Below are 14193 nucleotides of genomic sequence, written 5' to 3' on the forward strand. Positions count from 1 at the left end.
ACATCCTCCTTGTATCCTTCAGAACACCATATATTGTGTTCTCGTTATAAATAAATCTACTACATATAGAACTTTTGTCAATGAGCTATTTTTCTCTTGAAATTTCAAAAAGTTGATGCAGCAACATTTCAGTTAAAAAAATAGCACAAAAGAGCTAACATTACTTTTTGAAATTCCAGTCATCATTCGCATATTTTTCTTTTTCAATTCTGCGCACCAGATTCATCTGTTCCACCGTTAATTCGAGAGGTTCCAATGAAATATCAAGAGCACTCTCGAAGCCTTGCGAAAATGCGGTCTTGCATTCATCGACCGTAATTTCCCGGTCTGTCAGGCGATCGATCGCAATCGCACGGTCCGGCAGCGTTCTGCGTACACGTTCTTTCAGTTCCGGAGATGAATAAGTAAAGATCGAAGTCAGTTTATCCACGTCTAAACTCATTAATATCGCGCCATGCTGTAAAATAACACCTTTTTGACGTGTCTGCGCACTGCCTGCAACTTTCTTGCCTTCTACGACCAATTCATACCAGCTCGGCGCATCAAAACAGACTCCGCTTTTCGGACGTCTCAGCTGATCTGTCACTTCTTCATCCGGTATCGAGAACTCTGCCTGCAAGCCTAAATTGCGGAATCCCTGCAATAAGCCGCCTGAAATTACACGGTATGCTTCTGTGACAGAATCAGGCATATCGGGATACTGCTCGCTGACAATGACACTGTAAGTCAATTCATGTTCATGCAGAACACCTCTGCCGCCAGTCGGTCTTCGGACAAAGCCCAGACCGAGCTCTTTAACTTTCTCCATATCGATATCTTTTTCGATGCGCTGAAAATATCCGATCGATAAGGTAGGAGGTGACCATTCATAAAAACGCAGAACCGGGCCGATTTCACCGCGGCTATGTAAATCAAGAAGCGCCTCGTCAAGCGCCATATTGAAAGACGGGGTACATTTCCCTGAATCTACGTAGTGCCAAACCGCTTTTGTCATATTCATTCTCCTTAATGTGTCATATTTCATTTATGCTATATGAAATCGTGAACGAAAAAAACAATAACGCATTACATTTTAACATTCCGATTGAACTGATGCTAGATAATCTTTATAATAGAGATATTGATAAAAGGGGGAAGTTTTTTGAATTACTTTATTTTGGGCGCAGTGTTGCTCGCAGTCATCCTGTATTTCGTTATTACATATCTTCGCGTACGAAAGGCACTCACCACATTAACGCAGGAACAATTTATCCAAGGATACCGTAAAGCGCAGCTGATCGATGTCCGGGAGCCAAAAGATTTTGATGCCGGACATATTTTAGGTGCCCGCAATATCCCATTTACACAGTTTTCACAGCGTTATAAAGAAATTCGCCCCGACAAGCAGATCTATCTTTACGACCAAAATAACAGCCGTACAGGCCGGGCAGCTTTATTCCTGAAGAAAAAAGGCTGTACGGAAATTTATCAATTGCAGGGCGGATTCAAGCAGTGGTCAGGAAAAATTAAAACAAAATAACAATATTGAATCCTCCTGTTCAGGGGGATTTATTATTTATAAAGGAGAATGAACAACCATTGAAGTCCAATTTTCTAATTCCAAGTCTGCCGGAGCAATACGTAAAATTGCCTCATCTGCAGCCTTACGCTGAAGTCATTCAGGCGATTTTAAACAAACTTCAGGAGCGTTCGCCTGCTGACTGGAAGATTATCAATGCTGAAGAATTCCTAACTTATACCGACTCGATGCTGCCGGAACTGATTCATCAAAAGAGGATTGACTATGAATCGCTTGCACATATCTATGAAACATTGCCAAGTGAAAAAGTCATACCGGATTCCTCGGCAACAGGATTTTCCATTGAAAAATCCGAAACGATCGACAATCAGCTGCTTTTCTTTCCCGGTTATCAGATAGCTGCAGCTAAAATTACGTATTATGTAACGACTGGAGAGACTTGGTCAGAACAAATGCTTTTCGCTCCTTCTGCCGAACACGTCGAACACTTTATTCATAAATTGAACACCATTCAAAGAGAATCCATGAAGGCCGCCATAACGTATTTAGTCGATACGGAAGAAGGCATTGGAAAGAAAACTTACGGCGCAGGCGAACAAATTGAGCGCAAGGATGTGCTGCTTGATGAAAAGCTGAAAAATGAGCTGTTCCGATCCATCGATGAGTTTTTCACTGACGACGGACGCTTCTTCAAGGAGTATGGCCTGCCGTATAAACGGGGTATCCTGCTCTACGGATCTCCCGGCAACGGCAAAACTACTCTCGTTCGTTCAATTACCGGAACGACCGATGCACCGGTTGTCTATTGGCAGATCACTGAATTCACAGGCAGTCATTCTGTACAGGAGGTTTTCTCGACCGTTGAACGTCTGGCACCCGCCATTCTTGTCATCGAGGACATGGATTCCATGCCCGAACATATGCGCAGTACATTTTTGAACACATTGGACGGCGTACACGTCCGCGACGGCCTCTTTATCATCGGCACGACGAATTATCCCGAACGTATAGACCCTGCCTTAATAAACCGTGCTGGTCGGTTTGACAGCACGTATGAAATCACCTCGCCCACAAAAAACGTGCGGAAAGAATATATACAAAGACTCGACCGTAAGAACTTACTTGATGAAAGCCATATTGACGCAATAGCCGAGCAGACCAAAGAACTGTCCATCTCTCAATTAAATGAGTTGTATATGTCGATTGCGCTTACCTATCACTATGAAGGAACCATTTCGTTCGCTGAGCGCATTAAAGAATTGCAGAAACAGCACCGCCAGGCGACACGCAATGACTGGGACACCGATTCTTCCATCGGATTTAATTGAACGCAGAAAAGGAGAGTCGATGAGTATCGTCTCTCCTTTTGCCGTTTATTATGCTTCTCTTGTATAACGCAGAACCGGTTTACGTGCTGCTTTCGTTTCATCCAGACGTCCGATCACAGTTGTGTGCGGTGCTTCCTGAACGATTTCCGGATTTTCTTCTACCTCTTTGGCGATCTGAATCATCGCTTCAATGAAAGCATCCAAAGTTTCCTTTGATTCGGTTTCCGTAGGCTCGATCATCATTCCTTCTTCTACGTTCAGCGGGAAGTAGATCGTTGGCGGATGGTAGCCGAAATCAAGCAGACGTTTTGCCATATCAAGCGTACGGACTCCCAGTTTCTTCTGGCGCCGGCCTGACAATACAAACTCGTGCTTGCAATGCTGCGTATACGGCAGATCAAAATACGGCTCGAGACGGCGCATCATATAGTTGGCATTCAGCACAGCGTATTCCGTTACGGCTTTCAGGCCGTCCGGACCCATCGTACGTATATACGTGTAAGCACGCAGATAAATACCGAAGTTGCCGTAATACGGCTTCACGCGGCCAATTGATTGTGGCACGTCGTACTCCAGAACAAAACGGTCTTCTTTTTTCGTGATAACCGGCTTTGGCATAAATGCTGCCAGTTCTTCCGTTACACCGACCGGACCTGAACCTGGACCTCCGCCACCGTGCGGTCCCGTAAACGTCTTATGCAAGTTCAAGTGAACGGCATCAAAGCCCATATCTCCAGGACGTGCTTTTGACATGACGGCATTCAGGTTTGCCCCGTCATAATACAATTTACCGCCAACACCGTGCACAATCGCAGCCATTTCAAGAATATCTTCTTCAAACAGCCCAAGCGTATTCGGATTCGTCAGCATCAAAGCAGCTGTGTCCGTGCCTACTTTCGATTTTAAATCTTCCAAGTCCACTAACCCGTTATCATTTGATTTTACTGTGATTGTATCAAAACCGGCCACTGTTGCTGAAGCAGGGTTTGTTCCGTGCGCAGAGTCCGGAACGAGCACTTTCGTACGCTCCGTATCACCGTTCGCCTCATGGAATGCACGGATCATCATCAGGGCCGTCCACTCACCGTGTGCTCCGGCAGCTGGCTGCAGTGTCACCGCAGGCATGCCGGTAATTTCAGCCAGATGCTCTTGCAGATCATAAGCCACTTCCAATGCACCTTGCACTGTCGACTCATCCTGCAGCGGATGGACACGGGCAAATCCCGGGAAACGGGCGACTGCTTCATTTATTTTCGGATTGTACTTCATCGTGCATGAACCAAGCGGATAAAACCCTGTATCTACACCGTGATTGCGGTTGGACAGTGCTGTGTAATGACGCATAATATCGAGTTCCGCCACTTCCGGCAGTTCTGCATCTTCTGTACGGATCAAACCTTGCGGCAAGATAGAAGCAACATCTACTTCAGGAACATCCAGTTCAGGAAGACTGTAACCGACACGACCGGCTTTTGAGATTTCAAATATGAGGGATTGATTTTCGTTATGCATGAATAGCCTCCAGTTCCTGCACGTATGCATCGATTTCTTCTTTCGTACGCTGTTCCGTTACCGCCACCAGCGCATGATGCGCCAGATTTCCATCCACCAGACTGAGATCATAGCCGCCAATGATGCCCTGCTTCAGCAAACGTTCATTCACTTCTTTAACAGGCGCTTTGCAGTCTACGACAATTTCATTGAAATGAGAAGGGCTGAACTTCACTTCAAAACCAGCCTTCTCAAATGCGGAACGGGCATAAGCCGTTTTGGCGATATTTTGATAAGCAATTTCCTTAATGCCTTCTTTGCCGAGTGCTGTCATGGCAACAGAAGCAGCCAGCGCATTCAAGGCTTGATTGGAACAAATATTGGATGTCGCTTTATCACGGCGGATATGCTGTTCACGGGCCTGCAATGTCAGCACATAGCCTCTGCGTCCTTGATCATCTGTCGTTTCACCGACTAATCTGCCCGGAACTTTGCGCATCAGTTTCTTTGTTACTGCGAAATAACCGCAGTGAGGACCTCCGAAAGCTTCGGCGATACCAAACGGCTGTGCGTCCCCTACTGTAATATCCGCACCAAGCGCACCCGGAGGCGTCAGAAGTCCGAGTGACAGCGGATTTGCCGACACAACAAAAAGTGCACCGTTTTCATGAGCAATATCACTCATCGTCTGCAGATCTTCCACCTGACCGTAAAAGTTTGGGTATTGAACAAGTACTGCAGCTGTCTGATCATCGATTAACCTCTTAAGCTCTTCAATATCCGTTACGCCGTCTGCGTGCGGAATCGTTACCACTTCAATGGACTGTCCGCTTGCATAGGATTTCACTACTGCTTGTGATTCCGAATGAACTGTTGAAGACACCAGCAACTTCTTGCGTTTTGTATGGCCGGCAGCGAGCGTTCCTGCTTCCGCCAATGCAGTTCCACCATCGTACATGGAGGAATTCGCCAAATCCATTCCTGTCAGTTCACAGATCATCGTCTGAAATTCGAAAATAGCCTGCAATTCTCCTTGAGAAATTTCTGGCTGATACGGTGTATACGCTGTGTAGAATTCAGACCGCGAAATGACATGATCAACGATGATCGGCTTGTAGTGATCATAAACGCCTGCCCCAAGGAATGAAGCATAATCCTGCGCGTTGACATTCTTTGCCGCCAGCCGGCCGAGTTCTTTCAATAAAGATGTTTCGGATTTTGCCTGTTTAATCTTATACTCACCTGTAAAACGAACCTTTTCAGGAATATCTGCAAACAATTCATCAACGGAAGAAATTCCGATCGTTTCCAACATTTCTTTCTGATCTTGCTCCGTCATAGGAAGATAACGATGCTTCAACATATTTTGACCCCTTTTCGCTTATGATCTTTTATAGAAAGGTGCTGCCGTTACTTTTGCCTTCAAAAACTTTTTACGCACTTCCACTTCTACTTCTGTTCCCAGTTCAGTGAAATCAGAGGCAAGGAGTGCAAAACCAATATTTTTTTTCAGCGTCGGCGATTGCGTACCTGTTGTTACTTCACCAATCTCCTGATCACCTGAATATACTTTATAACCAGTACGCGGTATCCCTTTATCAATCATTTCGAGACCAACCAGTTTTCTTTCCACACCCTGCTCTTTTTGCTTCTTCAATACATCTTTTCCAATGAAGTCTGCTTCTTTATTCAATTTTACGACGAAACTAAGTCCCGCTTCCAGCGGAGAGATATCCGCTGTCAGTTCCTGTCCATATAATGGCAAACCTGCTTCAAAACGCAGCGTGTCACGTGCGCCAAGTCCAGCCGGAACGACTCCTTCCGCTTCACCCGCCTGTAAAATCTTCGGCCAAAGTGATTGTATCGCTTCTGGTGTTCCATAAATCTCAAAGCCATTTTCTCCTGTATAGCCAGTGCGTGAAATAAGTACATCCTCACCGCTTAGCTGAACATGCTCTTTAAATCGGAAAAATTTAATTTCATCAAGCGGTTCAGCTGTTAATTTCTGCAGTATATTCTCCGCCAGAGGACCCTGAAGTGCCAGCAGCGCATAATTTGAAGATTGATTATCGATCACGACATCCGCCGTTTTCTGTTTCTCCATCCACGCAACGTCTTTGTCAATATTGGATGCATTGACAACCAACAAATAGCGCTCATCTTCCAACTTATAAATTAAGAAGTCATCAATTGTCCCGCCCTGCTCATTACACATAACCGTATACTGAGCTTGGCCGATTTGCAGTTTCGAAACATCATTTGTCACAAGTTTCTGTAAATAGTCCAGCGCCCCGCTGCCGCTGACCAAAACTTCGCCCATATGCGATACATCAAATAATCCCGCTTTAGTCCGGACGGCTTCGTGTTCTGCCTTGATGCTGGAAAATTGAACCGGCAGTTCCCATCCGCCGAAATCGATCGTTTTCCCTCCGTACTCTTTGTAACTGTCAAATAAGGGCGTGCGCAATAGTTGATTTGTCAAATTGCTTCCTCCTTCATGGTCTGTACCGTTTAATAAGCCGGACAGTATGTATTCAATCAAAAAAGGACAGGGGTCTCCTATAAATAAGAGAACCCCTGTCCTTTTGCCTGAATGGCAGCCGATCTATCCGGCTAAGTCCAGAGATGCGTCCTGCATGCGTTTTTTTACCTGAGAGATTCATAACATTTCGTTACTTGCTCCTTCGGCGGCGCCTAATGCGCGCTCTCCCCATGCAATCATTCGCATTATTAAATTAAATCTTACACTTCACTGATATCTTAACATTATTAAGAAGTAAGCGCAATCCATTTCTAATAAAGCGCATAAGACGAATGATAAACAGTACAGAGCTGTAATCATTCGCCTTATCATTTGACAATTATTGATATCTTTCAATCTGGAAGATAATATACTCTGCAATTTCAGTGAGAGACTTTCCTGTTGTTTCGACAGTAAAATGACTGGCCTGCAAATACTTTGGCTTGCGTGTATTATAAAGCAATTCCAGTTCCATTCTTGAAGACTGCTGAACGATCGGGCGGTTAACATCCGTAGAAATTCTCCGCCAAATATCACGAAACGAAGCATTCAGGAAAAAAACCATGCCTGTTTCGCGCATTAAACGGATATTTTCTTCCTTCACCGCCACACCGCCGCCCGTTGCGACGATACAAAATTCTTCAGGAAAAGACGCTAAAAATTCCGTTTCCAGCTTGCGGAAGAAAGGTTCGCCGTATTGATCGAAGATTTCCGGAATTGTCAGCTCCATCTCATCCGAAATTTCATGGTCCATATCGTAAAAGGGAATGTCTGTCAGTGAATGAAGCCGCTTGCCGATCGCACTTTTCCCGCATCCCATAAATCCTACCAAGTAAATCCTTTTCATGTTTATTCATCCCGTTTCATTAATTTGACTGCTTCCCGTTCATAATAGATCTCGAGCGAGTCGTATATGCTATAGAGACTATCATGCCATGAAACGAGGGAAAAAAGAAAGAGGCTTACGAAAAATAATAGAATTATGGCGAAAACAAACATCCCTCCTTGTTCATTCTGAATATAATCCAATCGCAAACGTCCTTTCTTTTTTCATTCCGTCCACTCTCTCCACCGCGACATGTAAAAGGTTGCCGTCTACTGAAAAAGTACAGGATTTCACTCGCGTCAGCAACGGTACATGGCCTTTGCCGGTGACTACTTTCCGGATCAGCTGTTGATAGACCTGGATGGTCACCAGGCCTTTTTCCGATTTAAATGAAATCGACCGGTCTGTCGGTTCCATTACATACTCAACTTCTTGTAGTAATTGCTGCAGTTCTAAAGAAAAAAGTTCCCATTCGCCCAAAAAGTCTTCCTGGTAACTTGATTGGACCGGTGCCTTCCAATAAAAGAATAGCACTGCCAGCTGAACGAGGATTGAAAAAATAAGAAGCTGTATCAGGCTTTCCAGCAGGGAAAATCCTTTTTCATTCCCGTTATTCATAAGCCACACATTTACTTTGCTGACCGTGCTGTTCATCATATTCGACACAAATCTCATTCAACATGACGGTCCATCGGTAATCACGCCCTTCATGTGTTCGAACTCCCGCCTCCTGGCCGCCCGTCCGGTAATGGATTGCGGCCTGGAAGCTTGTTTCCGCAGCAATCATCGTATGTTTTTTCATCTGAATCGCTAAAGTCAAGTGGCTTGCCATCGGAAGCAGAGAACTGAAAATCACCATGATGATAACCAAAGACAGCATGGCTTCGGGCCAAGAGTGACCTTTTTCATCCATTGATCAGCATCCTTCCTCTTTCAAATTGGAATGTAATTTTTATAGGCCCTGAATATTTTGTCCGAATCGTCATTTCACCCGTTGGATTCATCATGCCAGATGGTTGAAAGTACAATTCTTTCAAATCGGTATTTTCTGCCCTTGCCATACCTTCTGGAAATTGCCCAGACACGATCAGCACTGATTGACGGTTATAAGCGGAATATCTAGTCCTGCCATTTGAGAAATACAGCCGAACATCTTCCTCATGTGTAATTGCGTAGAGCTGTACTTCGTGGACAGCCGCCATGAAAGCTTTCAGAGCATCCTCTTCTGTTATTTGCCCTAGTTTTTTTTCACTATAAGGTAAAATCACTGCAGTGAGCACTACGAGAATTGACAAGACCAGCAGCAGTTCAACAAATGTAAAGCCATTCTGCCGTTTAAAGAATTTCATCTATTTTTAGGATCCGACCTTTCCATCGGCATCTATTGTTATCGCTGTGCCGTCTGGACATGTAGGAGTTTCCGGCAAATAACCTTCTGTTTCTAAACTACTGAGGCTCGGTATAGACTTTTTATCCATCTTGTAAGCCTGCACCTGGCCTTCTACCATTTTAATATAGGCAGCACAGCCTTTTTCATCAATCGATTTGGAATGCTTCGTTACATTCGGAATCGCGATTAAAACTAAGACGGTGATAATGAGAAGTACAATCATCATTTCGATTAAAGTAAACGCTCGTTCATTTCCAAGAAATTTCCTGATCAATTCTTTTCCTCCTTTATATGGTATCGATCATGCGGTACACCGGCAGTAAAATCGCTAAATAAGCCAATAAAATACATACCGCCAAAATGCCGAATAAAGCGGGCTGCAGGATTGCAAGCCATCTGTTCAATCTCTCTTCCAACAGATCGTTCGTATGTTCACTGTAGATCAGCAGTTCTTTCGGTAAATAACCGCTGTCCGCTCCGTGTTTCGCAAAATCAGCCAAGCGTCCGGATAAACCGTCTGTCAGGCGGATTGCCTCATGTAAAGGTTCTCCGTAGATGACATGCGTACTCAATTGCCTGGTGATTTCAGCAAGGATCAAATCTTCCTCTTGTTCATGTAAAACATTCAGCGCACTTTGCAATGAGAGTCCGGACTGCAATAAACTGCCAAGTTCACTTGCTAAATCTTTGGTTTTCATCTCACTGTAAAATAGTCCGGCGACTGGTACTTTCAGCAGTCTTTTTAATTTTTCTGCAGCGGTCATTTTCTTCATCCACAGATTCAGCGTAATTATGGCAACAGTGGATATGATCAGCACAATGAGCAGTAAATCCGGAATAGAAGAGACCAGTTTAGGCAAGTATTGAACGATTCCTGACTGTTCATTAGAGCGCAGGATGGTCAATGCCTCGAAATTCGGCAGGAAAAACTGGCGAAATGCTACTAATAATAGTAATAAGAAGGTAAACAAAACTGCCGGGTATGCCATTAATTTTTTGAGCTGCTGCTTTTTCTCGTGCGAACGGCTGACCCGTGCCGACACTTCATGTAAAGCCCGAATTAAATTACCGTCCACTTCCGCAATGACTATCGGCAGCATCATACTGTTGCTGAATCCTAAACTCTTCAATATGTAGGAGACGCCATAGCCCATTTTTAATTCGTTCTCCACTTGTATCAGCTTCTCTTCATAATCCTTCGTATGATAAGGCAAAATGAGAATCAATCCTTCATGAAATGTATATCCTTCCTGAAGCAAAATGGAAAGCCGCTGTAAAAACTCGGCAGGTTTCTCCAACTTCTGTTTCCTGGCAAATTTAATCTGCTGCATGGAGTGCCTTTTCATAGAGCGCCGACTGCGTTTCAATTTTTTGCTCAACAGGCAATGAAAAACGCTGCCCCTTTGTTATGGCTTCAGCTGCTTCCTCAATTTGAAGGTCTTGTAAAATTTCAAACACCGCCACTGTATCCCCTGTCGAATTCGTCACTAAACGCTGCGCTGAAATGGCAATGACCGTTTGCCGAAGCTCTTCCAGATGAATTCCTAAATCCAGAAGTCGATACAGGCAGCCAACGGGATCTTTCGCATGAACTGTACTTAGCACAAGATGGCCTGTCAGCGCGGCTTCTACCGCTATTTTCGCTGTTTCTGCATCGCGTATTTCGCCAATCATAATCACATCAGGCGAATGGCGCAAAATGGCTTTCAATCCTGCAGAATAAGTAATTCCGGATCGTTCATTTACCTGGATCTGCAGCAGATGGCTGTGATTATTCTCAACAGGGTCTTCTAATGAGATGACATGCCTCTCCAACCGGTTCACGCAGTGAGCAGTCAGCGAATATAAAGTTGTCGTCTTGCCCGATCCGGTCGGTCCTGTCACTAAAAACAGACCTTGTTTGAATGCAGCAGCCTCAGATAACTGTCTGGTCCACTCTGGTTTCATGCATAATTCTGACAGCGGAACGATTTTGTCATGTTTTTGAATCCGGATTGCCACACTTTCGCGTAATTGAATGGAAGGTATCGTAGAGACACGGAATGAAAAATTTTGATCGGAGAAGGACCGGTGAAAAGAACCGCTTTGAGGACGCCGCTGTTCACTGATATCCAGTGAAGACAGGAATTTATAGAAGGAAATTAAACGGCTGCCCAATGTTTGAGGAAATTGGCCAATTTTTGAGAAGACGGCATGTTTACGGATCGCTACATTATAGCCATCAGACGTCGGGACAAAATGCAGGTCGGTCGCTTCAGACTGGATTGCTTTCTCCAGCAGCTGAAAACAGGTTTTTTCAATCGGGTTCGCTGTGAGTTCCATAATTCTCCCCTTTCTTCGTCTGATGAAAGACCACTTTTCATCTTAAGCAGGAGTATATAACGGATTGAAATTGTTGAAAAGTTGTATTCATTTGAGACTATTCATTTTTCAATAGAATTTAGGCGCCATTAATAATTTTCAAAGCGTATTTTCGGATCAAAAATGAATTTTCATATTATTTTCGCCCCAAGTTCTGGTATACTAAGGGCAGCTGATCATTCGCAGATTTAATTGACGTTTATGATGAGCATTTTGGCAAGCCGCTTGCACAAGTACACTTTTTTGTCACAATGTGAAATTGATTGGAGTTTACTTTTAGGCCGGCGTTCTATTATAATGGATAAGAGCTTATTGTATTGTTGTGAAGGAGGGACGCGTAGATGGATAATATGTTCAAACTTTGCGGATTCTGGACAGGTATTTTTGCGGTCATGTTCTATGTTGGAAACATGATTCCTGCTTCTTTACTGTTGGTCGCAAGCACTATCTTCTTCGTACTGCTTGGATACTTGAAACTTTCAGAGCGTATGTACATGTACTTATTCGGAGCATACTTAATGATGTTCATGGTTGGTTTCAGTTACTATTCCATATTTATTCATGTACAAGGTGCAGGACACTAATCCGTACATACAAAAAACAGCCTCTTCACAGAGAGCTGTTTTTTGTTTTGTACAAATTCTTTTAGAAACCATGCAGGAACGGATTTTGATCTTGTTCAATCCCCGGTGTCGTCGCAGGCCCATGGCCCGGGTAAATCACCAGTTCTTCGTCAAGTGACAGCAGTTCGTTATGGATGGAAGCTAAAAGCGTTTCCGTATTGCCTCCTGGCAGGTCGGTACGTCCTACACTTCCTTTAAACAGCGTATCCCCTACAATCGCAAATCCCTCGTCCTCAAAGATATAGGAGATGCTTCCTGGCGAATGACCGGGTGTATAGCGAATTCCCATTATGAAAGGCCCGACCTGCAAACTTTTTTCGTTATTCAGCAATACGTCGGCAGGGCTGCATACGACATTCGGCAGCATTGGATATTTACCGGAGCCGTTTAAATCAGCGTTTCCTAGCCAGTCTTTTTCAGCGCTATGCAGATACACCGGAATATCATATGCCTGCCGGATCGCCTCAATAGCGCCGATATGATCGAAATGCGCATGTGTCAGCAGGATAGCTGCCGGCTTTAATGAAAGCTTCTGCAGTTCAGCAAGCAGCGCGTCGCTTTCATCTCCCGGATCAAACACCAAACAATTCTTGTCTTCGTCTTCCACAACGTAACAATTCGTCTGGATTGGGCCAAGCGGATGGATATGTATTTTCAATTAACTCACCTCTTTTTCTAATATTAATGAATGCCAATACATATTTCAAACAATCGTCACTATTTAATCTCGACAAAACGTTTCATTAACAGTACAATAGAGGAGGAATATCGCTATACGGCATTCATTTTTTCAATGTTGAAAGGAGTGTCTACTCAATGAATTTATTGGTCATCATTTTTGGATTGATTGCAATCTTAGCAGTCTTTGGAACGGTCCAAGCTTTTAAAGAGCGGAATCTTTTAAGTATAGTTTTCAATGTGGTAACTGTTGTAGTTATCGGAGGATTTACGATTGCTACTGTTATATATGCAGGATACCCGCCACAGCTACACAAATAATAAGTTCCAAAAAATAAGGACACCTCTTTACTGAGGCCGTCCTTATTTTTTATTCCGTCCATTTCATTGTCTCGCCTGTATCCAGCTGTAATATGGTATCTAAACTGTACCCCACCAGGCAGGAGTTGCCGTCCGGCGAACAATCGATCATGCCGCCTTCAACAGCGGTTTCATATCGCTTTACTTCTTGTCCCTCTTGCCTGTGAATGAAGAGCGCAGATTGATCATCATCAGATATTTCTTCTCTAGTTGACATAATAATATTATCTTCATCAATAAATTCGACATCTTCAATCGTTTCTGAAGAAGTTTCCGCTTGCCAGCTATACTTCTCTTCCCCGTCGCTGTCTAACACCGCATATTCTTTGTGGTCTTCGCCTGCCGATTCTACCAGCAATTGACCAGCTGAATTGTGGAGTTCCACCGTATCAGCAGCCAAGACTTCTTTTTCTTTCTTTTCAAACGTCTCTTTAATTAATTCACTATCATCCAAATAGACGATCTGGTCTTTTCCAAGCCATTTAGGAAATGGATTGTCAACTTCTATTGGCTGTATCTTTCGCTCATTAATATCGTAATGCATAACCTGAAAGCTCCAGTCTTCTTGAAATGCAGAGATCAGCAGCTGGTTTGAATCAACCGCATTCCACTGAAGTTCAAGTTCAGATGATTCAACAGTTACTTCATCCAGAATTGTCATGTCTTTATCGAGTATCGCTATATTCGCCTCTGTTGCATGATTTGCCGTTTTTATTAATACTTGTTCTTTCGATGGATGAATCAGTACTTCTGAAATAGCAGCCTGATCCGTAAACATCGTATGTACGCTGCCTGTAGCTATATTAAATGAACGCAGCCGGTCTAATCCTTCTTGATGATCTATATAAAGAATCTGCTCTTCATCCCACCATCCTGCCACGAACCGAATCTCTCCTTCTGCACGCGGCAGTATTTTCGGAGTAAACACTTCTTTGACAATTCCAGGATTGTCCGGCTCTACGTGTCTTTCTGTTTCCGTTTGCTCACAGCCCACTAAGAATAGGGACAGTGAGATCATCAAAATGGTCCGCTTCAAAGCATTTCCCCTTTTCCAGATTTCTGTACAATATAAATAAAAAGAACTGCACGGCATGTC

General features: G+C 43.9%; 17 protein-coding genes and 1 riboswitch. Of the genes, 4 read left to right on the forward strand and 13 right to left on the reverse strand.

Annotated features, from left to right (window positions below; translation table 11 throughout):
- Window positions 1-160: 160 nt before the first annotated feature.
- Window positions 161-994 (reverse strand): lipoate--protein ligase family protein, encoded by an 834-nt coding sequence (locus tag NCCP2331_RS03660; protein WP_251668588.1) that lies wholly within the window; start codon window positions 992-994, stop codon window positions 161-163.
- Window positions 995-1141: 147 nt separating this feature from the next.
- On the opposite strand from NCCP2331_RS03660, the gene NCCP2331_RS03665 reads away from it, so the two are divergent.
- Entirely contained in the window at window positions 1142-1519 is a 378-nt protein-coding gene (locus tag NCCP2331_RS03665; RefSeq protein ID WP_228551082.1) for a rhodanese-like domain-containing protein, read from the forward strand.
- Window positions 1520-1578: 59 nt separating this feature from the next.
- Complete coding sequence (locus NCCP2331_RS03670) at window positions 1579-2847, forward strand: ATP-binding protein (protein WP_251668590.1); 1269 nt, start codon at window positions 1579-1581, stop codon at window positions 2845-2847.
- Window positions 2848-2895: 48 nt separating this feature from the next.
- Here NCCP2331_RS03670 and gcvPB read toward each other — a convergent pair whose 3' ends face one another.
- The 10 genes from gcvPB to comGA all read right to left on the reverse strand — a co-directional run bounded on the left by gcvPB (window position 2896) and on the right by comGA (window position 11397).
- Window positions 2896-4359, reverse strand: coding sequence for an aminomethyl-transferring glycine dehydrogenase subunit GcvPB (gene gcvPB, locus NCCP2331_RS03675; protein ID WP_251668591.1), 1464 nt, complete (start codon window positions 4357-4359; stop codon window positions 2896-2898).
- A complete protein-coding gene (gene gcvPA / locus NCCP2331_RS03680; RefSeq protein ID WP_251668710.1) occupies window positions 4352-5698 on the reverse strand; it encodes an aminomethyl-transferring glycine dehydrogenase subunit GcvPA in 1347 nt (448 codons plus the stop codon). The genes gcvPB and gcvPA overlap by 8 nt, the downstream gene beginning before the upstream one ends.
- A gap of 21 nt (window positions 5699-5719) precedes the next feature.
- On the reverse strand, window positions 5720-6820 hold the full coding sequence (gcvT, locus tag NCCP2331_RS03685; RefSeq protein ID WP_251668593.1) for a glycine cleavage system aminomethyltransferase GcvT: 1101 nt from the start codon (window positions 6818-6820) through the stop codon (window positions 5720-5722).
- Window positions 6821-6966: 146 nt separating this feature from the next.
- A riboswitch (glycine riboswitch) is annotated at window positions 6967-7060 on the reverse strand.
- Window positions 7061-7199: 139 nt separating this feature from the next.
- The gene (locus NCCP2331_RS03690; protein WP_251668595.1) at window positions 7200-7706 is read right to left on the reverse strand and encodes a shikimate kinase; all 507 of its coding nucleotides are present in this window, start codon (window positions 7704-7706) and stop codon (window positions 7200-7202) included.
- Window positions 7707-7868: 162 nt separating this feature from the next.
- On the reverse strand, window positions 7869-8342 hold the full coding sequence (gene comGF, locus NCCP2331_RS03695; protein WP_251668597.1) for a competence type IV pilus minor pilin ComGF: 474 nt from the start codon (window positions 8340-8342) through the stop codon (window positions 7869-7871).
- Window positions 8296-8598 carry a hypothetical protein gene (locus NCCP2331_RS03700; protein ID WP_251668598.1) on the reverse strand — a complete coding sequence of 101 codons (303 nt, stop codon included), beginning with the start codon at window positions 8596-8598 and terminating at the stop codon, window positions 8296-8298. Before NCCP2331_RS03700 ends, comGF begins: the two co-directional genes overlap by 47 nt.
- Window positions 8591-9034: a competence type IV pilus minor pilin ComGD gene (comGD, locus tag NCCP2331_RS03705; RefSeq protein WP_251668601.1), complete on the reverse strand. Its 444-nt coding sequence runs from the start codon at window positions 9032-9034 to the stop codon at window positions 8591-8593. Before comGD ends, NCCP2331_RS03700 begins: the two co-directional genes overlap by 8 nt.
- Before the next feature lie 6 nt (window positions 9035-9040).
- Window positions 9041-9301 carry a competence type IV pilus major pilin ComGC gene (gene comGC / locus NCCP2331_RS03710; protein ID WP_376776796.1) on the reverse strand — a complete coding sequence of 87 codons (261 nt, stop codon included), beginning with the start codon at window positions 9299-9301 and terminating at the stop codon, window positions 9041-9043.
- 61 nt (window positions 9302-9362) lie between these two features.
- The gene (gene comGB, locus NCCP2331_RS03715; protein WP_251668605.1) at window positions 9363-10406 is read right to left on the reverse strand and encodes a competence type IV pilus assembly protein ComGB; all 1044 of its coding nucleotides are present in this window, start codon (window positions 10404-10406) and stop codon (window positions 9363-9365) included.
- Window positions 10393-11397 (reverse strand): competence type IV pilus ATPase ComGA, encoded by a 1005-nt coding sequence (comGA, locus tag NCCP2331_RS03720; protein WP_251668607.1) that lies wholly within the window; start codon window positions 11395-11397, stop codon window positions 10393-10395. The genes comGB and comGA overlap by 14 nt, the downstream gene beginning before the upstream one ends.
- Before the next feature lie 380 nt (window positions 11398-11777).
- Between comGA and NCCP2331_RS03725 the strand changes: the two genes are divergently transcribed.
- On the forward strand, window positions 11778-12020 hold the full coding sequence (locus NCCP2331_RS03725; RefSeq protein ID WP_153722340.1) for a DUF2626 domain-containing protein: 243 nt from the start codon (window positions 11778-11780) through the stop codon (window positions 12018-12020).
- A 61-nt stretch (window positions 12021-12081) separates the two neighbouring features.
- Here NCCP2331_RS03725 and NCCP2331_RS03730 read toward each other — a convergent pair whose 3' ends face one another.
- The gene (locus NCCP2331_RS03730; RefSeq protein WP_251668609.1) at window positions 12082-12717 is read right to left on the reverse strand and encodes an MBL fold metallo-hydrolase; all 636 of its coding nucleotides are present in this window, start codon (window positions 12715-12717) and stop codon (window positions 12082-12084) included.
- 158 nt (window positions 12718-12875) lie between these two features.
- Here NCCP2331_RS03730 and NCCP2331_RS03735 point away from each other — a divergent pair, with 158 nt between their 5' ends.
- Window positions 12876-13058, forward strand: coding sequence for a DUF2759 family protein (locus NCCP2331_RS03735; protein WP_114923628.1), 183 nt, complete (start codon window positions 12876-12878; stop codon window positions 13056-13058).
- Window positions 13059-13107: 49 nt separating this feature from the next.
- Here NCCP2331_RS03735 and NCCP2331_RS03740 read toward each other — a convergent pair whose 3' ends face one another.
- Window positions 13108-14133 (reverse strand): YqgU-like beta propeller domain-containing protein, encoded by a 1026-nt coding sequence (locus tag NCCP2331_RS03740; protein ID WP_251668612.1) that lies wholly within the window; start codon window positions 14131-14133, stop codon window positions 13108-13110.
- Window positions 14134-14193 lie beyond the last annotated feature (60 nt).

The sequence above is a fragment of the Sporosarcina sp. NCCP-2331 genome, from assembly GCF_023707945.1.
GTDB lineage: Bacteria > Bacillota > Bacilli > Bacillales_A > Planococcaceae > Sporosarcina > Sporosarcina cascadiensis.